Genomic DNA, 23992 nt, shown 5'->3' on the forward strand with positions numbered 1-23992 from the left:
GCCGCTGAGCGAGGGACCCGAAGCATCACAAATGGGTCAGAGGGGTTTACAACGCCACCGTAGGTGGCATGTCGATTTCGCCGACGTGCGAATCCCCGAGCGCACACTGAGCGAAAGGCCCTGGCGCTTATGAACACCACGGTCAGCTGCGAGCTGCACCTGCGCCTCGTTGTGTCGAGCGAGTCCTCACTGCCTGTACCCGCGGGCCTGCGGTATGACACGGCCGATCCCTATGCCGTGCACGCCACCTTCCACACCGGAGCGGAGGAGACGGTCGAATGGGTATTCGCCCGCGACCTCCTTGCCGAGGGGCTGCACCGGCCCACCGGCACCGGAGACGTCCGCGTCTGGCCATCTCGTAGTCACGGTCAAGGCGTCGTATGCATCGCACTGAGCTCCCCAGAGGGAGAAGCCCTGCTCGAAGCCCCGGCACGAGCCCTGGAGTCATTCCTGAAGAGGACCGACGCCGCGGTTCCGCCCGGCACCGAGCATCGTCACTTCGATCTCGACACGGAGCTCTCCCACATCCTGGCCGAGAGCTGAGCCAGGCAGAGAGCCGCTCGACGCCGTCCGACTCGGGGCGACGGCGTCGTGCCGACAACCGCATAGGGCAGACACCGGCGCCGTCGTCGCGGAATCCACCGCGACGACGGCGTCGGCGCGCCCGGCCCACGCGGCTCCTCCTCCCAGGGGCGGAGGGGCCCGTTCCACTCCCCGCGGGGCCCGCACCGGGCCTGGCGCCGGCGGGCCGAGCCAGTAGAGTCAGCCGCCATCGGCAGGCGCCCGCCCGCCGGAAGGCCAGGGAGCGAAGCGTGCTGATCCCTCACGACACCCGGATCGCCCTCGACACGGTGGTCGATCTGGTGAACACCGCACCGGAGAGCGAGCCGCCGCGGGACGGACTCGCGGGCGGATCCGAGGACGGTCTCGCCGATGTCGCCGCGCTGTACGCCTTCGCGGAGCGGCATCTCATCAGCGGAGTCGGCACGCTCGGCGAGAAGGACCTGACCGCCGTGCGCGACGTCCGGGCCCGTTTCGCCGAGATCTTCGCGACGCCCGACCCCCGTGCCGCCGCCGACCTGGTCAACCGGCTCGTCGCGGCCGCCGGGACCACCCCGCAACTGACCGACCACGACGGCTACGACTGGCATGTGCACTACTTCGCCCCGGACGCCTCGATCGCCGACCATCTGGCGGCCGACTGCGGCATGGCGCTGGCCTTCATCATCGTGGCGGGCGAGCAGGAGCGGCTGCGGCGCTGCGAGGCGCCGGACTGCGGGCACGCGTTCGTCGACCTGTCGCGCAACCGCTCCCGCCGCTACTGCTCCAGCCGTACGTGCGGAAACCGGCTCCACGTCGCGGCGTACCGGGCCCGGCGCAAGGAAGCCGCCGGCTGACGTCCGGGCCGCCGCCCCGCACCGCGGCGCGATGTGTCACAGCAGGAAGAGATCGTGCAGGGCGGCCATCAGCAGCAGGCCCCCGATCACCGTCAGGAAGATCATCAGGGGCGGCTGGGAGAGCGCGAAGAGACAGCCGCGAGGCTCTTCGGCGGGGGGTGCGGGGGCGTCGCCCCGGGAAGTGTCCACCATCTCGGGGTGATCATGACGCACCCGCGGGCCGATTGGCGATCAACCCGTGTCATTCCCCCGGGAGTTCACCGTCCCGTGGCCATCAAAAATCGCTCCGGCGTACGGGCCGGTGTCAGGCATTCGAGCCGGTGGCCCGAGCGCCTCCGCCCGTCGGCCGGGCGTCTCAGATGCCGTGCTTCTTGAGGATCGCCTCGATGTCGCTGAAGTCGTCGCCGGGCGCGGCGGCCTCCTGCTTCTTCTTCTGCTTCGGCTGCGCCTGTGGCTTCGCGGCCGAAGCCGCGGGGCCCGCCGTACCGCCCGCACCGAGCGAGGGGGCGGACGCGGCCGGGGCCACCGCGTCATTCCGCCGGGCCGCCCTCGCGGCCTTGCGCTCCGCCCGGGTGGTGGTGCCTCGACGCTCGATGGCGCGGGTGGTCATGAACAGCAGCCAGGAGAGGCCGAGCACCCCGAAGCCGAGCCAGACGCTCGGCTTGAAGGCGATCCCCGCGGCCCACTCGACGACCCCGGTCAGCACGAGCCCGACCGGGACGAGGGAGTAGGCGGCGATCCTCGTGGCCGTGAGGAACCGTTTGCGGTACGCGGTCACCGCGGCGATGCCCAGGCCGGCCGCCGACACCGCGGAACAGATGGTCTCGGCAAGCATCGGGGCCTCCAGGTGCAGGGGATACGTCCCTTCCATCCTGCACCGGCGACCGCCGTCGGGGCCATGGCGGTCGCCCACCTCAGGGACATTTCAGGGCCGGACTCCTCCCCAGGGGGTGGCCCGGTCCCGATGGGGGCCCGTCCGCCCGGCCTGAGAGACTGGGCCCATGAGCGATTCCTCCCCCGCGGCACCGGTCGTCCTCGACCTCTGGTGCGATCTCGAATGCCCCGACTGCCACCGCGCCCTCGACGATGTGCGCGCGCTGCGCGCCCGGTACGGGGACCGCGTCGAGATCCGGCTGCGGCACTTCCCGCTGGACAAGCACAAGCACGCCTACGCCGCGGCCCAGGCCGCCGAGGAGGCGACGGACCAGGGCAAGGGCTGGCCGTACATCGAGGCCCTGCTGTCCCGCACCGCCGATCTCGGCCGCACGGGCGAGCCCGTGCTCCTCGACGTGGCACGGGAACTGGACCTGGACGCCGAGGAGTTCGACACCGCGCTGATCGACGGCCGGCATCTGCTGATCGTCGACGCCGACCAGGCGGAGGGCAAGGCGATCGGCGTCACCGGCACGCCCACCTATGTGATCGGCGACGAGCGGCTGGACGGCGGGAAGAGCCAGGACGGACTGCGCGAGCGGATCGAGGAGATCGTCGACGGCGTCCTGGCCGCACGGGACCGGTAGACCTATATCCGCGGAGAGGCGGCGGCAGGTGTACCGGTGGCGGCCGGTAGGACCGGCGGCGCCCCGCCCCGTGGATCGGCCGGGCCCCGGGAAGGCCGCTACAGCGCCTTGGCCAGGTTGTACCGCGTCGTCGTGTAGCCCAGGGACTCGTACAGCCGCAGGGCCGGGGTGTTGGAGGTGAAGACGTGCAGGCCGAGCCGGTCCGCGCCCCAGGCCCGGGTGATGTCCTCGGCGAGCAGCATCAGGGCCCGGCCGTGGCCCCGGCCCCGGTGCTCCTCGCGCACCCCGACGTCGAAGACGAATCCGGCCGGGCCGCCCGGCGGCAGCTCCCGCTGGGCCACCCACACATGGCCGACGACCTCGCCCCCGTGCACCAGCACCCGGAAGCTCACGCCCCCGGTGGCCGGTCCGTCCGGCAGGAGGGCCGCGTGGTCGGCCTCGGACTTGAGCCGGGCCTGCTCGGGCGGCACTCCACGGTCGATCCAGTCCTGCGCGTACGTCCGTACCGCGTCCCGTCGCCAGACGGCGAACTCCTCCTCGCTCATCGCGCGTGAGGTGAGGCCCCCGGGGAGCGGGGAGGTTCCCGGGCCGAGGTCCTTGACCATGTTGCGGCTGCGTTCGGTGTAGCCGAGGGCGGCCGCGAGGCAGCGGGCCGGGTCGTTGTCGGCGGGGACCTCCACCCGCACCCGGGTGCAGCCCCACCCGCGCAGCACCTCCTCGGCGGCGAGCGCGGCGATGGTGCCCCGGCCGCGTCTGCGCCGGGACTCCTCGACGTCGAGCGAGCGCAGCACCCCGGCGGTCGCGCCGAAGGCGTCGTCGGTGCTGATCGCGACGGAGCCGACGCGCCGCCCGTTGTCACACACGTCGTAGGTGCGGGCCCGCGCACCGTCGGCGCCCTGCTGAAGCGGCCCGGACGGCCGGAGTGTCGTGGTCATCAAGGGTGTCTATCCCCTGCGCGACGCCCCGTCACTCTCTTTTCCGGGCCGACGGGGCCCCTCACGGGTCGAGGTCGTCCCCGGCCCGCTCGGCGAAGATCCGCATGGCCTTCGCCGTCACCGGCCCGATCTCCGGGGTCAGCTCGCGGTCGTCCAGCCGGTGCACCGCCTGGACGTCGCGGAGCGTCGAGGTCAGGAACACCTCGTCGGCCTCGGCGAGGACGTCCATCGGCAGGTCGGTCTCCTCCGCCCCGGTCCACTCCACGGCCAGGGCGCGGGTGATCCCGGCGAGGCAGCCGGAGGCCACCGGCGGGGTGTGGATGCGGCCGTCCAGGACGACGAACACGTTGGAGCCGGTGCCTTCGCAGAGGCGGTCGGCGGTATTGGGGAACAGCGCCTCGGACGCGCCCCGTTCCCGCGCCCGTGCCAGGGCGACGACGTTCTCCGCGTACGAGGTGGTCTTCAGGCCGACGAGCGCGCCGCGTTCGTTGCGCGTCCAGGGGACCGTGATCACCGCCGTGCTGTCCGGGCGGCGGCTCACCCCGTCGAGGGCGACGACGAGGCTCGGCCCGTCAGTTCCCCGGTCGGAGCCGAGCGGGGACAGCCCGCCGGTGTAGGTGATCCGCAGGCGCCCCAGGGCGACGGGGTTGGCGTCGATGACCGCGGCGGCGGCGCGCCGGACCTCGTCGTGGTCCGGGTCGGGCAGGCCCAGCCCCCGGGCGGACCGGGTGAGCCGGTCGAGGTGCCGGGTCAGCGCGAAGGGGCGCCCCTCGCTCGTACGCACCGTCTCGAAGATGCCGTCGCCCACGGTCAGCCCGTGGTCGAGCACCGACAGCCGGGCGTCGTGGGCGTCCCGCAGTCCGCCGTTGACCCAGATCCTCATAGCGCGGTCCTTCCTGTCTCCGGATACGCGCCCGACGCTACAGCGAGCAGCCGGGAGGCCTTGAGCTCGGTCTCGTCCCATTCGCGCTCCGGGTCGGACCCCCAGGTGATCCCGGCCCCGGTCCCGAACCGCAGCAGCGCCGCCGACCCGGTCCGGTCGATCCAGAACGTCCTTATGCCCACCGCGAGGGAGGCGGTCCCCCGGTCGGCGTCGACCCAGCCGACCGCACCGCAGTACGGCCCGCGCGGGGCCCGTTCCAGCTCGGCGATGATCCGCAGCGCGCTGGACTTCGGAGCGCCCGTGACCGAGCCCGGCGGGAAGGCCGCCGAGAACAGCTCGGGCCAGCCCGCTCCCCCGGCCAGCCGCCCCTGGACGGTGGAGACGAGGTGGACGAGACCCGGGTGCTTCTCCACCACGCAGAGATCGGGCACGCTCACGCTTCCGGTGGCGCAGACCCGGCCCAGGTCGTTGCGGACCAGGTCCACGATCATCACGTTCTCCGCGTGGTCCTTCGCCAGCAGGTCGTCCTCGGTCCGGCCGGTGCCCTTGATCGGCCCGGACTCCACGATCCGCCCGTCGCGCCGGAGGAAGAGCTCCGGCGACGCGGTGGCGACCTCGACGCCGTGGCCGGGCAGCCGGATCGTTCCCGCGTACGGGGCGGGGTTGCCGCGGGCGAGCAGGGAGGTGAGGGCATCGACGTCGGCCCCGGCCCCGCCGCCGGGGAGCGGTGCGGACAGCACGCGGCAGAGGTTGGCCTGGTAGACGTCGCCCGCCGCGATGTGTTCACGGATCCGCCGTACGCCCGCCGTGTAGGCGTCACGGTCCAGCGAGGAGGTCCAGTCCCCGACGGCGGGCCCTCGCCACGCTCCGGGCGCGGGAGGGGGCACCGCTTCCTTGCGCACGTCGGAGAAGCGGGCGCAGACGGTACGCCCTTCGAAATCGGCGCATACCGCCCAGAAACCGGATGAGTCAAGGGCCGCGGGATCGTGGGTCACATCCTGCAGACCGGAGGCGATGAGGCCGTCGAAACGGGCCAAGGGGGCGAGGTCGGACACGCGAATGAGTCTAGGACGGTCCGCAGTGACCTGCGCCGGGGCGAGTCACCGCAGCACGCTGCACAAACGCGTTTTTGTGCTGGCCCAGGAATCCGCTAGAGTTCAACACGTCGCCGGGACGCGCAAGCGGGCCGTTAGGACAAGCGGACGTAGCTCAGTTGGTAGAGCGCAACCTTGCCAAGGTTGAGGTCGCCAGTTCGAACCTGGTCGTCCGCTCGCAGAAGGTGGGGGATTCTTCCCGAGCCCCCATCCCTGGTGGAGTGGCCGAGAGGCGAGGCAACGGCCTGCAAAGCCGTCTACACGGGTTCAAATCCCGTCTCCACCTCCAAGGACGATTAGCTCAGCGGGAGAGCGCTTCCCTGACACGGAAGAGGTCACTGGTTCAATCCCAGTATCGTCCACTGGTCCGCAAGGATCATCGGTCCGCAAGGATCCCCGCGCGATTAGCTCAGCGGGAGAGCGCTTCCCTGACACGGAAGAGGTCACTGGTTCAATCCCAGTATCGCGCACGCAGTACACGCAGATCCGCCCCGCGCGATTAGCTCAGCGGGAGAGCGCTTCCCTGACACGGAAGAGGTCACTGGTTCAATCCCAGTATCGCGCACCACGTTGAGAACCCCCGGCCGTCTCCAGGCCGGGGGTTCTTCCGTCGTATGGGCCGCCGCCCTCCGGGACCCGGTGGCGCGGCGGCCGCCCGTTCCCCCGGGTCCCGGAGGAGCGCTCAGGACGAGAACAGCATGCGGCCGAAGCCCTTCTGACGGTGGTGGCCGTAGTGCGCACCGTGCCCGCCGTGCTGCGGCGCGCCCCAGGCGGGAGCATGGGCGGCGGGCGCTGCAGGGTAGGCCTGCGGGGCGGGGGGCGCAGCAGGGTAGGCCTGCGGGGCGGGAGGTGCGGGCGGCGCCTGCTGGGACCACTGGGACTCCAGACGGGTCAGCGACTCCAGCTCGCCGTAGTCGAGGAATATCCCCCGGCAACCGCTGCACTGCTCGATCTGAACGCCGTTGCGGTTGTACGTGTTCATCTGCGCGTGACACTTCGGGCACTGCATCATCGGCTCGGCTCCTCGCCCTCGTTGTGCCGTCGCCGGAATGTCTGCCCGGCGGCGGTCCGTTCACCCTACGACGCGTGGTCGGCGGTCAACTCGGGCGGCAACGTAGCGATTCGGGCACAGGATTCGATCATCAGCTGTTCGAGCTCGTCGGGATCCCGCTGCTCCGTGGCGCACTTGGCGAGGGCGAGGGCCGCCGTCTGCACCGTCAGCGCGCGGGCCGGGACGTCCAGTTCGGGCCAGGGGTCCCCGTCGGCGGGCACCGCGGGCCCCCCGGCGGACCGGTAGGCGTCCAGGAAGGCCAACCAGTCCTCCGGAGCCAGGAGTCCGGCCGCGTACCAGGCGGCGGGCCGGCCGAGGTCCCAGGCCGGATCGCCCGCCCCCGCGTCGTCCACGTCGATGAGCAGCCAGGGCCCGTCCGGAGCGGGATGGCGGACGAGTTGGCCGAGGTGCAGGTCCCCGTGGCACAGGAAGCCGCCCCTTCCGGCGGGTGCCGGGGCCTCGCCCCGGGCCCAGGCGGGCAGGGTCCGCCAGCCGGCCAGCACGGGCAGGACGGCCGGGTCGCCGGGAAGGGCGGCGCGCATCCGGGCGACGGCCCGCGCGGCCTTGGCCGGCCCGCCCATCGGCGGGAGCCGGAACGGGGGCTCCGTCCGGTGGAGGCGGGCGAGCAGCGCCGCGGCCTCGGCCCAGGGGGCCGCCCCGGGGTCGGTGGGGTCGACGGGCGCGCCGAGCGGCCAGAGCGTGACCGGACGCGGGGCGGGCGTGGCGCGCTCCAGGAATTCCGGGCGCCGGTCGTCGGAGGTCACCGGCCGCCGGGGGTGTCCGGAGTGCCCCGGTCGCCCCGGGACGGCGCGGGAGTGCCCGGGGGCGGTGAGCGGCGGGAGCAGGATCCCGGTGAGCTGCGGGGCGGCGGCCAGGGCGATCCGGGCGGCGAGCGCCTCGCGGTCGGTGTCGGCGGCGTGGGCCTTCGCGACGATCGCGCCACTGCGGACCACCGTGCCGTCGGGCCGGTCCGCGAGGACCTGTGGCGGCCCGCACACGCAACGCGCCCTGGCGGGGTGGGAGAGGCCATGCGCGAGGGTGCCCAGGTCATGGACGACTGAGGTCTGGGTGGTGGTCAACAGCTCCCCCGGCGGTCGGCCCGGCCGTGGCACCGGTCCCGCCGTGAGCGTAACGCGAGGAGCCGGCCCGGGAACCGACCGGTCCGGAAGCAGGTGCCGGGCCGGGCCGGGCCGGAACATCGCACCGGTGCATCGGTCCGAACGCCAAGCCGAACGCCGGTCCGAACGGCCGAGGAGAACCGCCTGGCCGGAACACCCCACCCCGGAACTCCGGGCCGGCCGGAGCATCGGCCCTGAAACCGTTGGCGCCGGTGCTTGTGTGCCGGCCCTGCGGGGCAACGGCAAGAGCGGGGGCCCGGACAGCGCGATGCCCGGTCAGCTCCCCAGCTGACCGGACAAACGCTGCCGTCCGCCGCACCCCCGTCCCCACGGGGCTGTTGGCCGGATGTGTGGGTCCGGACCGCTCTTCCGGACCCCGGGCGCCGCTCAGCGCCCCAGCATCACCGCCACGGACGACGCCTGTGTGACCACCGCTTCCCAGCCGCCGAAGCCGACCGCGAGCAGGGTCGCCAGGGGAAGGACCATCGCCGTCGCCACCAAGGGGTGACGGGTGCCGGACGAACGGGCGCCGTACGCCGCGTACGCCCTGCGCCCCTGCGTACGGACCACCGTCCGCGTTGCCGTGTCCGACATGGTTCCTCTCCTGACCTGATGGGGAGCGACGGGCGTGTGACCTCGGGGGACGAGTGCTGCGCCCGCCGCTTGACCTCAACATTAGGTAACCGGCCCACACAGGGCGTCATGCCCGCGTACCGAATCCCGGGCCTCCCGGAGGATGAGCCGTCGTCGACCGGCGTACTCCCCTGGGTGGAGACGGACCATCGGGGGTGGGGGACTTCCCGGAGGGGACGCCGGGGGCTGTCCGGCTCGCTTCCGGTACGCGCCCGCCGGCCTCCCGGACGCGTGCGGCGACCTCCTACCGGACGCGTGCGCCGACATCCCGGACGCGTGCGCCGGGTGACTTCACTCACGCCCACCGCTCCCGGCGGGCGGCCGCCCCCGTGCCGGGGCCCCTCGGGGCACCGCCACCCGGTGGGCCCGGGCGGCGGTCGCGGCCTCCGCGGCGGCCGCGGCCCGGGGTTTCCCCGGTGATCCAAACCCCCTTGCCCGGGGGCACTTTGAGTGGGCCGACCGGCCGCGGGGCCCGGATCCGCCGTGCCCCGCCGCCTCTTCACCTCTCCCGCCCGGCACGGACAATCGAATCCCCGGCGAGGGCGCGGCCTCTGAGCGCGCCGGGCGCGGGGTACGTAAGCTGTGCCTCGTCAGGCGGACCAGGCAGCGGGGATGGGCAGACGATGGCGATGATGCGGCTCCGGCGCGAGGACCCGCGTCTCGTCGGCTCGTTCCGGCTGCACCGACGGCTCGGCGCGGGCGGTATGGGCGTCGTCTACCTCGGCTCCGACCGGCGCGGCCAGCGGGTCGCGCTCAAGGTGATCCGGCCCGACCTGGCGGAGGATCAGGAGTTCCGCTCGCGGTTCGCTCGCGAGGTGTCTGCGGCCCGGCGGATCCGCGGCGGCTGCACGGCCCGGCTGGTCGCCGCCGACCTGGAGGCGGACCGCCCGTGGTTCGCGACGCAGTACGTGCCCGGCCCCTCGCTGCACGACAAGGTCGCCGAGGAGGGCCCGCTGGCCGCCGCCGAGGTCGCCTCGATCGGGGCCGCGCTCTCCGAGGGACTGGTGGCGGTGCACGAGGCGGGGGTGGTCCACCGCGACCTGAAGCCGTCGAACATCCTCCTCTCCCCCAAGGGCCCCCGCATCATCGACTTCGGCATCGCCTGGGCGACCGGGGCGAGCACCCTCACCCACGTCGGTACGGCGGTGGGGTCGCCCGGGTTCCTCGCACCCGAGCAGGTCCGGGGCGCGGCCGTGACGCCTGCGACGGACGTCTTCTCGCTCGGCGCGACCCTGGCGTACGCGGCGATGGCCGACTCCCCCTTCGGGCACGGCAGTTCCGAGGTGATGCTGTACCGCGTCGTGCACGAGGAGCCGCAGCTCGACGATGTGCACGACGCGCTGGCCCCCCTGGTGCGCGCCTGTCTGGCGAAGGACCCGGAGGAGCGGCCCAGCACGCTGCAACTGTCCATGCGGCTCAAGGAGATCGCGGCGCGCGAGGCGCAGGGGCTGCACGAGAGCCGGCCGCCCCTCCAGCGCTCCGCCCAGGACGCCGACCGGCCGACCGGCCGGATGGCCGATCCGTACGCCGATCAGCAAACGCGCCGTTCGGAGGGCCCGTCCGGCTCCCGCCCCCAGCCGGGCAGGCGGGGCGCGCCCGCGCGTTCGGGGCCCCCGCGCACCGGTGGCTCGCGGCCTCGGCAGGGATCGCGCGACACGACGCGTTCCGGGAAGCGGCAGGGCCCCCCGGCCGGGACGAACGGCCGGCCGGGTACCCGTCCCGGGGGCCGCACGACCTCGGCGGGGCGGCGTCCGGCCAATCCGCGACTGCTGCGCCAGCGGCTGGTGGTGTTCGTCGTGGTGACGCTGCTGGTGGCGCTGGGCATCGCGGCGGCGCAGGGCTGCCAGGGGCCGGCACGCGGGCTGGGCGGCACCGGGACCGGAGCGGGAGCCGGAGCCGGGATCGAGCAGCAGTACCGGGCGCCGCAGACGCAGACGCACGCCGTGCGGGAGTCGTGGCAGTCGTCCTGACGACGCCGGGACCGACCGGGGCTGCCCGCGCTCAGTTCTCCGGGCGTCCCGTGGCCACCGCGTAGAAGGCGACGGCCGCCGCCGCGCCCACGTTCAGCGAGTCGACGCCGTGCGCCATCGGGATGCGGACCCATGCGTCGGCGGCCGTCAGGGCCTGTGTCGACAGCCCGTCGCCTTCCGCGCCGAGCATCAGCGCCACCCGGTCCAGCCGGTGCGGGGCCGCCTCGTCGATACTGGTGGCCTTGGCGTCCGGGGTGAGGGCGAGGAGCCGGAAGCCGGCCTCGCGTACCCCTTCCAGCGTCTTGGGCCAGGCTTCGAGCCGGGCGTAGGGGACGGAGAACACCGCGCCCATGGAGACCTTGACGGAGCGCCGGTAGAGCGGGTCGGCGCAGTCCGGGGAGAGCAGGACCGCGTCCATGCCCAGAGCCGCCGCGCTGCGGAAGATGGCGCCGATGTTGGTGTGGTCGTTCACCGACTCCATGACCACCACGCGGCGCGCGGTGGCGAGCAGTTCGGCGGGGGCGGGCAGCGGCTTGCGCTGCATGGAGGCGAGCGCACCGCGGTGGACGTGGTAGCCGGTGACGCGTTCGGCCAGGTCGGGGGCGACGGCGTACACCGGCGCCGGGACCTCCTCGATGACGTCGCGCATGGCATGGACCCACTTGGCCGAGAGCAGCATCGACCGCATCTCGTACCCGGCCTGCCGGGCACGGCGGATCACCTTCTCGCCCTCGGCGATGAAGAGGCCTTCGGCGGGTTCGCGCCGTCGTCGCAGCTCGACGTCGGTCAGGCCGATGTAGTCGCTCAGCCGCGGGTCGTCGGGGTCGTCGACGGTGATGAGATCTGCCACAGATGCTGCCTTGTCCGGTGTGTGGTGCCAACGCCTGGGATGGAGAGGGGTGACCGCGGGCTACTTCACGCCTGGTCGTCCTGCCGGTCCTGGCCGGTCCCCGGCGCGGAGTGCGGGCCGACGGCGACGACCTCGCCGATGACGATCACGGCGGGCGGGCGCACGTCCTCGGCGACCGCCCGCTCGCCGACGTCCGCGAGGGTCGCGTCGACCCGGCGCTGGGCGGCCGTGGTGCCCTCCTGGACGAGGGCGACCGGGGTGGCAGGGTCCTTGCCGTGGGCGATCAGGGCGGCGGCGATGGCGCCGATCTTGTCGACGGCCATCAGCAGGACGAGGGTGCCGCGCAGCCGGGCGATGGCCTCCCAGTCGACCAGCGAACGCGGGTCCTCGGGGGCGACATGGCCGCTGACCACGGTGAACTCGTGGGCCACGCCCCGGTGGGTGACCGGGATACCGGCCGCTCCGGGGACGGAGATGGTGCTGGAGATCCCGGGGACGACCGTGCAGGGGATGCCCTCGGCGGCCAGCGCCTGGGCCTCTTCCATGCCGCGGCCGAAGACGAACGGGTCGCCGCCCTTGAGGCGGACCACGGACTTGCCCGCCTTGGCGTGCTCGATGATCGCCTGGTTGATCGCCTCCTGGGCCATGAACCGCCCGTACGGGATCTTCGCGGCGTCGATCACCTCGACGTGCGGCGGCAGTTCGTCGAGCAGGTCGCGCGGGCCGAGGCGGTCGGCGATGACCACGTCGGCCTCGGCGAGGAGGCGGCGGCCGCGCACCGTGATCAGGTCCGGGTCGCCGGGACCGCCGCCGACGAGCGCGACGCCGGGGGCGCGGGTGCGGTGGTGCGGGGCGGCGAGGGTGCCGTCGCGCAGGCCCTCGACAATGGCGTCGCGGATGGCGGCGGAGTGCCGGGGGTCGCGGCCCTGGGAGGTGGTGGTGAGGACGGCGACGGTCACGTTCTCGCTGCGGCCGGTGGCCGGGGTCCAGGCGGTGGCGGCCTCGGCGTCGTCGGCCCGCACGCACCAGGTGCGGGTGCGCTCGGCCTCCGCGGAGGCGGCGTCGTTGGCCGTGGTGTCGGAGGAGGCAATCAGGGCGTACCAGGTGTCGGCGAGGTCGCCGTCCTGGTAGCGGCGGCGCTCCCAGCGGATCTCCCCGGCGTCCGCCATCGCCTCGACGGAGGGCGTCGCGGACGGGGAGACGAGCGTGATGACGGCCCCGGTGGCGATGAGCTGCGGCAGCCTGCGCTGGGCGACCTGTCCGCCGCCGACGACGACGACGCGGCGGCCGTGCAGGCGCAGGCCGACGGGGTACGCGGGGTGGTCGACGCGGTCGGCGTGACCTGCGTGCTCGGCGTGGTCTGCGTGCTCGGCCATGACGGTACGGGCTCCTCGGGCGGGTGCTGCGTAGGGGCCGCTGCGGCGGTGGAGCGGCTGTGACGTGCGGAAAGCTCAGGTCTGGGTCGGGAACACGATACGGGGTGGGGGGCGCCTGCGGCGGGCCTGTCCCCTGCCCCCGCCCTTTCCTGACGGGGGCTCCGCCCCGGACCCCGCTCGTCGAACGCCGGAGGGCTGGGAAGGCACAGTGCGGCGGGGCAGGTGAGACGGGGGCGGAGGGGCGGGCGAGGCGAGGGCGTGGGGCCCTCGCCTCGCCTCCTGCTACTTCTCCGTCACGCCCGCCGAGTCGAACGTGGCCACCTCGTGCATCGCGCGTGCCGCGCTCTGCACGATCGGCAGCGCCAGCAGCGCGCCGGTTCCCTCGCCCAGCCGCAGGTCGAGGTCGACCAGCGGGCGCAGGCCCAGCTTGTTGAGCGCGGCCACGTGGCCGGGCTCCGCGCTGCGGTGGCCGGCGATGCAGGCGGCCAGCGCCTCGGGGGCGATGGCGCGGGCGACCAGGGCCGCCGCGCCCGCGCTCACGCCGTCCAGGATCACCGGCGTACGCAGGGAGGCTCCGCCCAGGAGGAAGCCGGCCATCGCCGCGTGCTCCAGGCCGCCGACGGCCGCGAGCACGCCGATCGGGTCGGCCGGGTCCGGCTGGTGCAGGTCGAGGGCGCGGCGGACGACGTCGACCTTGCGGGCGTGCATCTCGTCGTTGATGCCGGTCCCCCGGCCGGTCACCTCGGAGGCGTCGATCCCCGTGTACACGCAGATCAGGGCAGCCGACGCGGTGGTGTTGGCGATGCCCATCTCGCCGGTGAGCAGGGCCTTGTTGCCCGCCGCCACCAGGTCCCGGGCGGTTTCGATGCCCACCTCGATCGCGGCGAGGACCTCTTCCCGGGAGAGTGCGGGGCCCGTCGTGAAGTCCGCTGTTCCCGCGCGTACCTTGCGGGGCAGCAGGCCCGGGGTCGCCGGCAGGTCCGAGGCCACACCCACGTCCACGACACAGACCTCCGCGCCGACCTGGGCCGCGAAGGCGTTGCAGACGGCTCCGCCGCCCAGGAAGTTCGCCACCATCTGGGCGGTGACCTCCTGCGGCCAGGCGGTGACGCCCTGGGCGTGCACGCCGTGGTCACCGGCGAAGATCGCGACGGCCGCGGGCTCCGGGATCGGCGGCGGGCACATCCGGGAGAGCCCGGACAGCTGCGCGGAGATGATCTCCAGCATGCCGAGCGCGCCGGCGGGCTTCGTCATCCGCTTCTGGCGCTCCCACGCCTCGCCGAGCGCCTTCGCGTCCAGCGGGCGGATCGCGGAGATCGTCTCCTGGAGCAGGTCGTGCGGCTCGGCGCCGGGCAGCGCGCGTCGGCCGTACGTCTCCTCGTGGACGACCCAGGACAGCGGGCGGCGCTTGGACCAGCCCGCCTGCATCAGCTCGGGCTCCTCGGGGAACTCGTCGACGTAACCGACGCAGAGGTAGGCCACGACCTCCAGGTGCTCGGGGAGGCCGAGCGCACGGACCATCTCACGCTCGTCGAAGAAGCTGACCCAGCCGACGCCGAGGCCCTCGGCGCGGGCCGCCAGCCACAGGTTCTCCACGGCCAGCGCCGAGGAGTACGGGGCCATCTGCGGCTGGGTGTGCCGGCCCAGGGTGTGGCGGCCGCCGCGGGTGGGGTCGGCGGTCACGACGATGTTGACCGGGGTGTCGAGGATCGCCTCGATCTTCAGTTCCTTGAACTGCTTCGCCCGGCCCTTGGGCAGCGACTTGGCGTAGGCGTCGCGCTGGCTCTGGGCCAGCTCGTGCATGGAGCGACGGGTCTCCGCCGAGCGGATGACGACGAAGTCCCACGGCTGCGAGTGGCCGACGCTCGGCGCGGTGTGCGCCGCCTCCAGCACCCGGAGCAGGACCTCGTGCGGAATCGGGTCACCGCGGAAGCCGTTGCGGATGTCGCGACGCTCGCGCATGACCCGGAGCACCGCTTCCCGTTCGGCGTCGTCGTAACCGGGGGCGGGCGGGGTGAGCGGCTCGGCCTGTTCGGCGGTTTCCGCGGGTTCCGCGGGGTCGGCGGGGCTCTCAGGCCGCTGGGCCGCCTCGTCCCGCCGGGGAGCCTCGGCCGGGTGCGAGGCCTCGGTGGGCTGCGGCGCCCCGGTCGGTTCCTGCTGGTCGGCGGCCGGTGCCTGCTGGTCGGGCTCCGGGAGTTCGGGCGTCTCGATGACCTCGGGACCGGTGCCGTCCTCGGCGTCGGGCGCGGCCAGGTCGGCCGCTTCTGTCGCCGTTGCCCCGGCGGGCTCGACAGCGGGCTCGGCGGCGGGAGCCGGGGTGGCGTCCTGCCCCGTCACGGGGAGCTGCTGAGCCGTCGGCTCCTGCGCCTCCGCTCCCTCCGTCTCGGGCTCGGCGGACTCCACAGGCGCCACGGGCTCGACAGGCGCCACGGGCTCCGCCGACTCCACCGGCTCCGCGGCGACGGGCTCGGGCTGTACGGGCTCGGGTACGAGCGGCTCGGCCACCGGTTCCGCGGCGACGGCCTGGGGAGCCACGGCCTCCGGAGCGGGCACGACAGCTTCCGGCGCCGCGACGGCTGCCGGGCTCTCGGTCACCGGTGTCGCCGGGACCGGCTCGGGGGCCGGTTCGACGGGCCGCTCCTGCTCGGGCCCGACCACCGGTTCGGGCTCTACCACCGGCTCGGGCTGTACCACCGGCTCGACGACCGGCGTGTCCTGTGCCGGGGCCTGGGGTTCGGGGGTCACGGCCTCGGGTCCGGGGGTCGCGGCCTCCACCGGGACGGCCGGGGCCTCGGGCTCCTGGGCCACGGCGGCACCGTGCTGCGCCTCCACCGGCTCCGGCGTCACGGGCGCGGCCACCTCATCGGCCGGTGCCTGGGCGGGTGCTTCCGCCTGCGCTTCCGCCTGTGCCTCCGGCTGGGCCGCCTCGGGCTCCGGGATGACGACAGGGCCGGCGGGAGGCATCTCCACAGCGGCCGGCTCGGGGACGACCGTTTCTGCCGGGACGGCCTGCGGAACCGGCTCGGGCTGCGCACCGGCAGCGGGCTGCACCGGCTCCGCGGCCGGGGTGACGGAAACCGCTGTCGGAGCCGGCACGGCCACCGGCTCGGCCGGCTGGACCGGCTCTCCCGCCTCGACCACAGCCTCACCCTCGGACTGCTCAGCCACCACGGCCTCGGCCACGGCCTGTTCAACCACCGGCTGTTCGGCCTCGACCGGCTGAACCTGCTCCGGCTGCTGAGCAGTCTCGGCGGGCACAGGCTCGGCGGGCTCAGGCTCGGCGGGCGCCTGCTCCGCAACGGCCTGCTCCGGCTCCGGTTGCGGCGGCTGCGCGCCCCATGGCGCGCCGGCCTGCGGCGGGATCTCGCCCAGCTGCGGGCCGGGCAGGGCCGAGGGGTCCTCGGCCGGGACTTCGACGTTCTCGGGGCCGGCCGTCGGCGGGCCGGCGTGGCGTGCGGGGGCAGCGGTCCGGGTGGCCCCGGCGGGGCCCCGGTCGGCCAGCGAGCGCACGACGCCACCCTGCGTACCGCCGTACGTCGGGGCCTCGGCGGAGGCGGGGCCCCGGTGCAGCGGGCGGCGGGCGGGGGCCGCGTGCGCGCCTGCCGGTGCGGGCGCGGCCATGCGTACGCCGTTGAGGTCCACGGAGCCGGAATCGCGGCCACCGGACTCATGGGTGCTGTGCGTCGCGGCGGCGGGGGCCGCCTGCCCCTGCGGCGCGGGGGCCTGTTGGGGCTGCTGGGGCTGCTGGACGCCGTGCTCCGGAGCGGCGGGCTGCGCCACCGCGGTCTGCGCGGCGGGCGCGCCCTGCGCGGGGGCCGGGGTGGCCTGCGGGTCGCTCCAGGCGCCCTGAGAGGTCGGCATCAGCAGAAGGTCGTCGTCCTCGGGAGTGTGCTCGGAGGGGTCGAGGAAGGTGTACGCCTCCGGGGCGGGGACGCCCGGCTGCTCCACCATGCCTGCGTTCTCCGGCAGTCCCTCGCCCGGGATCTGGCCGGTGTCAGTCATGCGTACCCCTCGCCCATCGTCAGTGCTCCTTCGACCCTTCGCCCGGGACGCCGAACCACGGCACGCCGGTGCTCGTCATCAAGAACGAGCGGGCTCGCCGCGCGGCACGAAACGCCCGCGGGGCTTCCTATTCTCGCGGCCGTTCGCCTCCGCGACAGGCTGTTCTGCCACGGCTCACTGTGGACTGCGCCACGTTGCGCGTCCCCCGGGTGGTGCCGTACCACAGTGCGGACCAAAACAGTCCACTTTTCCGGACATTGACGAACGAAGCGACGAACGGCCGGGCGCGGTACAACAATCCGCCAGCCTACCTTCCGCACCGGGCCGGGCAGGTCAGGGGGCGAGGTCCGAACGGCGGCCGGACAGCAGGAACACGACCGATCTTTCGCGCTCGGTCCAGGCGGTGGTGTCCAGGTCCACGGACTGGAGCAGTGCGCACTCGACCGTGTAACCGTTGCCGGAGAGCGCCCCGCCGAGGGCCTCGGCCTCGTCCCGGGTCGAGGCGTGGGTCACGATGCGTTCGGGGCGGCGGTCGGCGACCGCGGTGGCCACCGGGGCTCCCCCGCCGCCGATCCGCACGACGTCCGGTTCGGGCAGCCGTTCCAGGACGTGCGGGGCCCGGCCGCGGACGACCTGGACGGGGACGCCGAAGGCGCGGGCGGCGGCCTCGGTGCGGGCGCAGGCGGCCGGATCGTCGTCCACGGCCAGGACGGCCGCGCCGAAGCGGGCCGCCTCGACGGCCAGGGCGCCGCTGCCGGAGCCGATGTCCCACAGCAGGTCGCCGGTGCGGGGGCCGAGGCGGGCGAGCTGGGCGGCGCGCAGGCCGGGGAACTCGCCCTCGCCGGACTCCTGCATCCGCTCGGCCCCGGCGGCCCGATAGGCCTCGGCGGGCAGGGCCCAGCCCCGTATCCCCTGGGGGTAGGCGGGCTGGCGGCCGGCGATCCAGGCGCCGGCTGCGGTGGTCTCGGGGCCGCCGCCGATGACGATGACGACGTTGGGGTCGCGCCAGGCGTGGTCGGCCGCCTTGTCGGAGGTGAGGACGGTGACGCGCTCGCGGGTGGTGCCGACTTCCTCGCAGATCACGAAGGTGCGGTGGACACCGTCGAGGAGCAGGGCCAGTTCGGCGGGTCCGGCTCCCGGTGAGGTGAGGACGGCGACCTTGTGATGGGCCCGGCAGACGTTGACCGCGCGGCGCAGGGTGCGGGGGTGGGCGACGACGACCTGGGCGTCGTCCCAGGGCATGCCGGCCCGGGCGAAGGCGGTGGCCACGGCGGAGACGGCGGGGACGACCTCGACCTCCAGGCCGTGTTCGCGGGCGCGCAGGGTGCGGACGACGCCGAAGAAGCCGGGGTCGCCGTCGGCGAGGACCACGGCGCTGCCGCGGTGGCCGGCGATCCTGCGGGCGGCGAGGTCGACGCTGCCGAGGCGGATGCGTTCGGCGTGCGGGGGCACTTCCGGCAGGGCGAGGTGGTGGGCGGCGCCGGCGACGAGCGTGGCGGCCGAGAGCGCGGCCGTGGCCGCTCTGGTCAGTGGCGAGCCGTCCCAGCCGATCACCGTGACCCGGTCGGCCATCGTCGTCTGTCTCCTGGGGTGTCGGGAGGAGCGGGGCATTGCCCGTGCGGTGCCGGGCAGGGGTGAGAGTACCTGGTCCGGACCTCGGTCTTCCGGGTGGCCTCGGGCTCTACTTCCAGTTGTTGTACGTGCCGTAGTCGCCGGCGTCGGCGAGCTGTTCCGCGACCCCTTCGAGATCCTCGGGGAGGAGGCCCCAGACGATCAGGTCGGTGCGGATGTCGGTCCAGCCGCCGTCGGTGCCGTTCTCGGTCCGGGTGCGGGCGATGCGGGCGTTGCGCAGGACGCCCTCGCTGATGCAGCCGAGCTTCTGGGCGACCTGCTGGGAGGCGGTGTTGTCGGCGGGGGTGCGCAGCTCGATGCGTTCGAAGCCCTGGTCGCGGAAGAGCCATTCGGCTATGGCGAGCACGGATTCGGTGGCGTACCCCTCGCCGCGGGCCCAGGGGGCGGTGATGTAGCGGACCTCGGTGGAGCGGGTACGCCAGTCGGTGTTGAGGAGGCGGACGCTGCCGACGAGCCGCTGGGTGAGGAACTCGGTGACGGCGAGGGCGATGCCGTGGCCCGCGGTGCGCTCCGCGGGAGCGATTCTGCGGACCCAGCGTTCGGCGTCGACCTGGGTGTACGGGGTGGGCCCGTCCATCCACGCGGTGACCGCCTCGTCGTTCATCATCTCGATGTGCGCGGGGATGTCGGCCATCTCGAAGGGGCGCATCACCAACCTGTCCGTGCTGATGGAGATGGACGGAAAGGTGGTAGTCATGCGCAGCTCCATGCCGAAGACCGGGTAAAAGCACAGCATGCAGCATCGGGTGCGTGGTGTGCATGGGCGGGGCCGCACGACGGAGCCCCGCGCCTTCCGGGCGGAAGGTGCGGGGCTCCGTCGGCAAGTGCCGGGCGGGTGTCAGGACTTGGCGGGGGTGCCGAAGGCCGGGACGATCGAGCCCTGGTAGGTGTCCTCGATGAACTTCTTGACCTCGTCGGAGTTGAGGAGTTCCGCGAGCTTCTCGACGCGCGGGTCCTTCTCGTTGCCGTCCTTGACCGCCAGGAAGTTGGCGTACGGGTTGCCCTCGGCCTTCTCCAGGGCGAGGGAGTCCTTGCCGGGCTTGAGATCGGCCTCGATGGCGTAGTTGCCGTTGATGACGGCGGCGTCCACGTCGTCCAGGGCGCGGGGCACGGTGGCGGCCTCCAGCTCCTTGAACTCCAGGCCCTTCTTGTCGGTGATGTCACTCAGCTTGGCGCTGGTGCCCACGCCGTCCTTGAGGGTGATCAGGCCGTTCTCGGCGAGCAGCTGGAGGGCTCGGCCGCCGTTGGTGGTGTCGTTGGGGACGGCGATGGTCTGGCCGCCCTTGATGTCCTTGAGGTCCTTGACCGTCTTGGAGTAGAGGCCCAGCGGCTCCAGGTGGACGTCGACCACGGGCACGATGGTGGTCTTCTGCTTCGCGTTGAAGTCGTCCAGGTAGGGCTTGTGCTGGAAGAAGTTGGCGTCGACCTGGCCGTTCTGGGTGGCGGTGTTCGGCAGGACGTAGTCCGTGAACTCCTTGACCTCCAGGTTGAGGCCCGCCTTCTTCGCCAGGTTCTTCTTGACGAAGTTCAGGATGTCGGCGTGCGGCGTCGGGGACGCGGCGACGACCAGGGCCTTGGAGGTGTCGGCGTTCGCGCCGGTCTCGCTCTTGGCGGCCGGGTCGGAGTCCGTACCGCAGGCGCTCAGGCCCAGGGCGAGGGCGGCGGCGGACGCGACGGCAGCGGTGATCTTGATGTTCTTGCGCACGAAGAGTGCCTCTTTCTTGTGGTGGTGCGCCCGGACAAGGAGTTCGGGCTCGGTGGGACAGAAGGTTCTGGGGGCGGCCGGGCTCAGGAGGCGGTGCGGCCGCGGCGGGCCAGCAGCCGGACGGTGAGGTCGCCGATCAGCTGGATCACGGTGACGATGACGATCAGCAGCGCGACGGTGATCAGCATGAACTGGTTGTCGAAGCGCTGGAATCCGTAGGTGACGGCCTTGGAGCCGAGCCCTTCGCCGCCGACGGCGCCGGCCATCGCGGAGTAGCCGATGAGCACGATGAGGGTGGTGGTGACACCCGAGACGAGCGAGGGAAGGGCCTGCGGGAGGAGCACCTTGCGGACGATCGTGGGGATGGATCCGCCCATCGACTGCACCGCTTCGACGAGCCCGTGGTCGACCTCCCGGATCGCCGTCTCGACGAGCCGGGCGAAGAACGGGATGGCTCCGACGGCGAGCGGCACGATCATCGCGGTGGGACCGATGAAGGTGCCGACGACCCAGGTGGTGAAGGGGATGAGGGCGATCAGCAGGATGATGAACGGCAGGGAGCGGCCGATGTTCACGATCACGCCGATGACCTTGTTCACCACGGTGTTCCGCAGCAGTCCGCCCTTGTCGGTGAGGACCAGCAGCACGCCGAGCGGCAGGCCGCCGGCGACGGTGACGAGTGCGGACCACAGCACCATGTAGAGGGTGTCGACGGTGCCCTGGGCCAGCAGGGGCTGCATTTCGGACCAGGTCACTTGACGACCTCCTTGGTGAGCGCGGCGGACGTGAGCCCCGGTACGGCGGTGTCGGCGGTCCCGTCGACCACGGCGGAGGGCTTCGAGCCGGTCGCGTCCTCGACGACTTCGGCCTTGAGGCCCTGCTCGCGCAGGAAGCCGATGGGCACGACGTTCTCCTCGAAGCGGCCGGGCAGCTCGATGCGCATCCGGCCGATCTGCTTGCCGCCGACGGTGTCCATCGCGGCGCCGAGGATCGAGATGTCGATGTTGTACGTGCGGGAGAGCTGGGAGATGACCGGCTGGGAGGCCGACTCCCCCTGGAAGGTGACGTCGACGACCGTGCGGTCCGGGCCGGACGCGGTTCCGCCGACCGGGAACAGCTCGTGGGCCAGTTCGGAGCCGGGGGTGGCGAGGAGTTCGCCGACCGTCCCGGACTCGACGATCCGGCCGCGCCGCATGAGCGCCGCGGAGTCGCAGATGGTCTTGACGACGTCCATCTCGTGGGTGATGAGCAGGACGGTCAGGCCGAGCTGCTGGTTGAGGTCGCGCAGCAGCTGGAGGATGGAACGGGTGGTCTCGGGGTCGAGCGCGGAGGTCGCCTCGTCCGAGAGCAGCACCTGGGGGTCGCCCGCCAGGGCGCGGGCTATGCCCACACGCTGTTTCTGACCGCCGGAGAGCTGGCCCGGGTAGGACTTCGCCTTCTCGGCGAGGCCCACCAGGTCGAGGAGGTCCTTGGCCTTGCGGGTGCGTTCCTGGCCCGAGACGCCGAGGATCTCCAGCGGCAGCTCCACGTTGTCCAGGACGGTGCGGGAGTCCAGCAGGTTGAAGTGCTGGAAGACCATGCCGATGCGGGTGCGCGCTCGGCGCAGCTCGGCGCTCGCCCGCCGGCCTCGGCCGGCGAGGGCGGTGAGGTCCTGGCCCGCCACCGTCACGGTGCCGGAGGTGGGGCGTTCCAGGAGGTTGACGCAGCGGATCAGGGAGGATTTTCCGGCGCCGCTCTGTCCGATGACGCCGTACACCTCGCCTTCGCGGACGTGCAGGTCGACGCCGTCGAGTGCGGTGACCTCACGGTCGCGCGACTGGTAGACCTTCGTGAGGCCCGTCGTGGTGATCACAGGGGTTTCCGTCACTGTCGAGTGCGCGGCGCGGTGTCCGCCGGGCACGGGGCATTCGTCTGAAGAGACTGTCCGGGCCGGTGGGCCGGGGTCTCGGCATGGCTGTACGCGGCGGTCGGCCGGGGGGCAGCGCATGCACGGGCGCGCTACGTTCCGCGGGGTGCGGACGGCGCAGGCTCGGTCTCGCTTCGGGGCGCGAGGCTCAGGCGGGGGCCCTCAGAAGGCGCGCATTCGACACATACAACGAGCACCGGGCGTGCTGATCGCCTCGGTCGCAAGGGTGCGGCTGCTCGTCGTGGTCATGGGCCAAGTAAAACAGACGTGAGGTCTCCGCGATCCCGACTGTCCGCATAGCGGACAGTGCTGGATGGTCGGACGCCTATCTTCCGATTGCGTCGGCCGTACCCCGGCACACGGCTGTGACCTGCGGTGACGGGCTGTTCGCGGGTGTGACCCCGGGGCCGGGCGGGCGCCCGGCAAGCGGAATCCTCTCCGCCGGTTGTGGCCAAGGCCACGATGCGCGCCCCGGGCCGGTGGCCGCCGCCCCGGTGGCCGGGGCCGCACGCGGCGGGGCGTTCCGTCCGTAATACCCTCGACTCATGCTTGACGCCCTGACGGTCGCGGTCGCCGTGGCCGCGCTCGCCCTCGCCGCCTGGTGCGGACACGCCGCCTACCGGGACCAGCCGACGAAGGACTGGCATTTCATCGGGATGGCGGTCGTCTCCGTGCTGGCGCTGGCCCAGCTGGTCGTGGGCGTCGTACAGCTGGCGCGCGGGGAGCGGCCGGAGCAGGGGATGGCGGTGTTCCTCGCCTATCTGATCGGTTCGTTCGCCGCCGTGCCCGCGGCCGGATTCCTGTCGCTGACCGAGCGGACCCGCTGGGGTTCGGTCACGGTGGCGGCGGGCGCGGTCGTGCTGGCGGTTCTGGAGGTCCGGCTCTATGACATCTGGGGAAACTGACGTGAGCGACACCGACCGCCCCGAGGTGGCCACGGCCCCGAAGCCGGCCTTCGAGCTGGGCACCGGTCCCGGCCGGGTCCTGGTCTGGTTCTACGGGGTGTTCACGGTCGCGGCGGCCTCGCGCACGATCGTCGAGATGGCCCGGGGCTTCGACCGGGCGCCGCTGGCGTACACGCTGTCGGCCGTCGCGGCCCTGGTGTACGGCTTCATCACGTACTCGCTGGTGCGCGGCGGGGAGAAGGCCCGCCGGGCGGCCCTGGTGTGCTGCGCGGCGGAGCTGCTCGGCGTGCTGGTCGTGGGTGCGTGGACGCTGGTCGAGCCGGCCGCCTTCCCGGACTCGACGGTCTGGTCGGACTTCGGGATGGGCTACCTCTTCATCCCGGTGATCCTGCCGGTCACGGGGATGATCTGGCTGCGCCGCGCGAGGACGGTGGCGGTCTGAGGGCCTGACCTCATACCGCCGACGCCGTTCTTGGGGTTACGGCCCCGCCGCGCGCGGCGCACGGTCAGGCGCTGGCCACGTAGTCGCGGTCGGCCGCGTCCTTCTCCAGCAGGACCATCCGGACGCCGTCGGCTCCGGTGACGGCCCCGACCCGGGCGTATCCGGCCCGTCGGTAGAGGCGCAGATTGCCCTCGCTGCGGTGTCCGCTGTGCAGCCGGAACCGGGTGGCCGCCCGCTCGGCGGAGAGTGCCGACTCGGCGGCGAGCAGCAGCCGGGCTCCGAGGCCGTGGCCCTGGAGCCGGGGGTGGACGCAGAGCTTGCCGATGATGCCGGTGCCGTCCGGGTCGGTGACCCCTCTGACCGAGCCGACGACCTCGTCCCCGAGCCGGGCCACGAACACCAGGTCGTCGGCGACCTCGGCACGCAGCGATTCGAGGGTCTGGACGAGCGGGTCGATCCGGTAGTTGTCGTACAGCTCCGCCTCGCGCTGGAAGCAGAGGTACTGAAGTCTGAAGATCTGCTCGACGTCCTGTGCCGTCGCCGCCGAGATGGTCACGCTCATGCCCATGTGTG

Annotated in this window: 23 protein-coding genes and 5 tRNA genes; 11 read left to right on the forward strand and 17 right to left on the reverse strand. The window is 73.2% G+C overall.

The genetic code is table 11. The features are described from left to right. Positions 1-129: 129 nt before the first annotated feature. Together PSQ21_RS04290 and PSQ21_RS04295 are read left to right on the forward strand one after the other, a co-directional pair. Entirely contained in the window at positions 130-543 is a 414-nt protein-coding gene (locus tag PSQ21_RS04290) for an SsgA family sporulation/cell division regulator (protein WP_003959770.1), read from the forward strand. 269 nt (positions 544-812) lie between these two features. Beyond that, entirely contained in the window at positions 813-1397 is a 585-nt protein-coding gene (locus PSQ21_RS04295; protein ID WP_274029064.1) for a CGNR zinc finger domain-containing protein, read from the forward strand. Between the two features lie 36 nt (positions 1398-1433). Here PSQ21_RS04295 and PSQ21_RS04300 read toward each other — a convergent pair whose 3' ends face one another. Further along, positions 1434-1589 carry a hypothetical protein gene (locus tag PSQ21_RS04300; protein ID WP_018960484.1) on the reverse strand — a complete coding sequence of 52 codons (156 nt, stop codon included), beginning with the start codon at positions 1587-1589 and terminating at the stop codon, positions 1434-1436. Positions 1590-1752: 163 nt separating this feature from the next. After that, positions 1753-2232, reverse strand: a complete 480-nt coding sequence (locus tag PSQ21_RS04305) for a hypothetical protein (protein ID WP_274029065.1) — start codon at positions 2230-2232, stop codon at positions 1753-1755. 166 nt (positions 2233-2398) lie between these two features. Here PSQ21_RS04305 and PSQ21_RS04310 point away from each other — a divergent pair, with 166 nt between their 5' ends. Next, entirely contained in the window at positions 2399-2917 is a 519-nt protein-coding gene (locus PSQ21_RS04310) for a DsbA family protein (RefSeq protein ID WP_274029066.1), read from the forward strand. A gap of 98 nt (positions 2918-3015) precedes the next feature. On the opposite strand, the gene PSQ21_RS04315 is transcribed toward PSQ21_RS04310, so the two are convergent. The 3 genes from PSQ21_RS04315 to PSQ21_RS04325 all read right to left on the reverse strand — a co-directional run bounded on the left by PSQ21_RS04315 (position 3016) and on the right by PSQ21_RS04325 (position 5790). After that, entirely contained in the window at positions 3016-3852 is an 837-nt protein-coding gene (locus PSQ21_RS04315; protein ID WP_274029068.1) for a GNAT family N-acetyltransferase, read from the reverse strand. A gap of 61 nt (positions 3853-3913) precedes the next feature. Further along, positions 3914-4735 (reverse strand): aminotransferase class IV, encoded by an 822-nt coding sequence (locus PSQ21_RS04320; protein WP_274029069.1) that lies wholly within the window; start codon positions 4733-4735, stop codon positions 3914-3916. Continuing rightward, entirely contained in the window at positions 4732-5790 is a 1059-nt protein-coding gene (locus tag PSQ21_RS04325; protein WP_274029071.1) for a chorismate-binding protein, read from the reverse strand. Before PSQ21_RS04325 ends, PSQ21_RS04320 begins: the two co-directional genes overlap by 4 nt. A gap of 143 nt (positions 5791-5933) precedes the next feature. On the opposite strand from PSQ21_RS04325, the gene PSQ21_RS04330 reads away from it, so the two are divergent. From PSQ21_RS04330 to PSQ21_RS04350, 5 genes are all read left to right on the forward strand, one after another. Further along, positions 5934-6006: transfer RNA gene (locus PSQ21_RS04330), tRNA-Gly, on the forward strand. Between the two features lie 38 nt (positions 6007-6044). Further along, positions 6045-6118 (forward strand) — tRNA-Cys (locus tag PSQ21_RS04335). Position 6119: 1 nt separating this feature from the next. Beyond that, a tRNA-Val gene (locus PSQ21_RS04340) sits at positions 6120-6191 on the forward strand. Positions 6192-6227: 36 nt separating this feature from the next. Then, a tRNA-Val gene (locus PSQ21_RS04345) sits at positions 6228-6299 on the forward strand. A gap of 23 nt (positions 6300-6322) precedes the next feature. After that, positions 6323-6397, forward strand: a tRNA-Val gene (locus PSQ21_RS04350). A 114-nt stretch (positions 6398-6511) separates the two neighbouring features. On the opposite strand, the gene PSQ21_RS04355 is transcribed toward PSQ21_RS04350, so the two are convergent. The 3 genes from PSQ21_RS04355 to PSQ21_RS04365 all read right to left on the reverse strand — a co-directional run bounded on the left by PSQ21_RS04355 (position 6512) and on the right by PSQ21_RS04365 (position 8592). Continuing rightward, entirely contained in the window at positions 6512-6841 is a 330-nt protein-coding gene (locus PSQ21_RS04355) for a TFIIB-type zinc ribbon-containing protein (RefSeq protein ID WP_274029073.1), read from the reverse strand. 65 nt (positions 6842-6906) lie between these two features. Next, complete coding sequence (locus PSQ21_RS04360; protein WP_274029074.1) at positions 6907-7959, reverse strand: phosphotransferase; 1053 nt, start codon at positions 7957-7959, stop codon at positions 6907-6909. A 426-nt stretch (positions 7960-8385) separates the two neighbouring features. Continuing rightward, positions 8386-8592, reverse strand: coding sequence for a hypothetical protein (locus PSQ21_RS04365; protein ID WP_274029075.1), 207 nt, complete (start codon positions 8590-8592; stop codon positions 8386-8388). A 662-nt stretch (positions 8593-9254) separates the two neighbouring features. Between PSQ21_RS04365 and PSQ21_RS04370 the strand changes: the two genes are divergently transcribed. Next, positions 9255-10601, forward strand: a complete 1347-nt coding sequence (locus tag PSQ21_RS04370) for a serine/threonine-protein kinase (RefSeq protein WP_274029076.1) — start codon at positions 9255-9257, stop codon at positions 10599-10601. A 31-nt stretch (positions 10602-10632) separates the two neighbouring features. Here PSQ21_RS04370 and PSQ21_RS04375 read toward each other — a convergent pair whose 3' ends face one another. From PSQ21_RS04375 to PSQ21_RS04410, 8 genes are all read right to left on the reverse strand, one after another. Continuing rightward, entirely contained in the window at positions 10633-11451 is an 819-nt protein-coding gene (locus PSQ21_RS04375) for a TrmH family RNA methyltransferase (protein ID WP_274029077.1), read from the reverse strand. A gap of 65 nt (positions 11452-11516) precedes the next feature. Next, on the reverse strand, positions 11517-12827 hold the full coding sequence (gene cobA / locus PSQ21_RS04380; protein WP_274029079.1) for a uroporphyrinogen-III C-methyltransferase: 1311 nt from the start codon (positions 12825-12827) through the stop codon (positions 11517-11519). A gap of 282 nt (positions 12828-13109) precedes the next feature. Next, positions 13110-16829, reverse strand: a complete 3720-nt coding sequence (gene cobT, locus PSQ21_RS04385; protein WP_274029080.1) for a nicotinate-nucleotide--dimethylbenzimidazole phosphoribosyltransferase — start codon at positions 16827-16829, stop codon at positions 13110-13112. 333 nt (positions 16830-17162) lie between these two features. Further along, positions 17163-18401 (reverse strand): precorrin-6y C5,15-methyltransferase (decarboxylating) subunit CbiE, encoded by a 1239-nt coding sequence (gene cbiE / locus PSQ21_RS04390; protein WP_274029081.1) that lies wholly within the window; start codon positions 18399-18401, stop codon positions 17163-17165. 109 nt (positions 18402-18510) lie between these two features. Continuing rightward, entirely contained in the window at positions 18511-19197 is a 687-nt protein-coding gene (locus tag PSQ21_RS04395) for a GNAT family N-acetyltransferase (RefSeq protein WP_217230012.1), read from the reverse strand. 102 nt (positions 19198-19299) lie between these two features. Next, complete coding sequence (locus PSQ21_RS04400) at positions 19300-20166, reverse strand: MetQ/NlpA family ABC transporter substrate-binding protein (protein ID WP_274029082.1); 867 nt, start codon at positions 20164-20166, stop codon at positions 19300-19302. A gap of 83 nt (positions 20167-20249) precedes the next feature. After that, positions 20250-20921, reverse strand: coding sequence for a methionine ABC transporter permease (locus tag PSQ21_RS04405; protein ID WP_274029083.1), 672 nt, complete (start codon positions 20919-20921; stop codon positions 20250-20252). Beyond that, a complete protein-coding gene (locus tag PSQ21_RS04410) occupies positions 20918-22018 on the reverse strand; it encodes a methionine ABC transporter ATP-binding protein (RefSeq protein WP_274029084.1) in 1101 nt (366 codons plus the stop codon). The genes PSQ21_RS04405 and PSQ21_RS04410 overlap by 4 nt, the downstream gene beginning before the upstream one ends. A 599-nt stretch (positions 22019-22617) precedes the next feature. Here PSQ21_RS04410 and PSQ21_RS04415 point away from each other — a divergent pair. Continuing rightward, positions 22618-22977, forward strand: a complete 360-nt coding sequence (locus tag PSQ21_RS04415; RefSeq protein ID WP_097871197.1) for a hypothetical protein — start codon at positions 22618-22620, stop codon at positions 22975-22977. A gap of 1 nt (position 22978) precedes the next feature. Further along, on the forward strand, positions 22979-23419 hold the full coding sequence (locus PSQ21_RS04420) for a hypothetical protein (protein ID WP_274029085.1): 441 nt from the start codon (positions 22979-22981) through the stop codon (positions 23417-23419). Between the two features lie 64 nt (positions 23420-23483). Here PSQ21_RS04420 and PSQ21_RS04425 read toward each other — a convergent pair whose 3' ends face one another. Then, entirely contained in the window at positions 23484-23987 is a 504-nt protein-coding gene (locus tag PSQ21_RS04425) for a GNAT family N-acetyltransferase (protein ID WP_274029086.1), read from the reverse strand. Between the last annotated feature and the right edge of the window lie 5 nt (positions 23988-23992).

This window comes from Streptomyces sp. MMBL 11-1 (genome assembly GCF_028622875.1).
GTDB lineage: Bacteria > Actinomycetota > Actinomycetes > Streptomycetales > Streptomycetaceae > Streptomyces.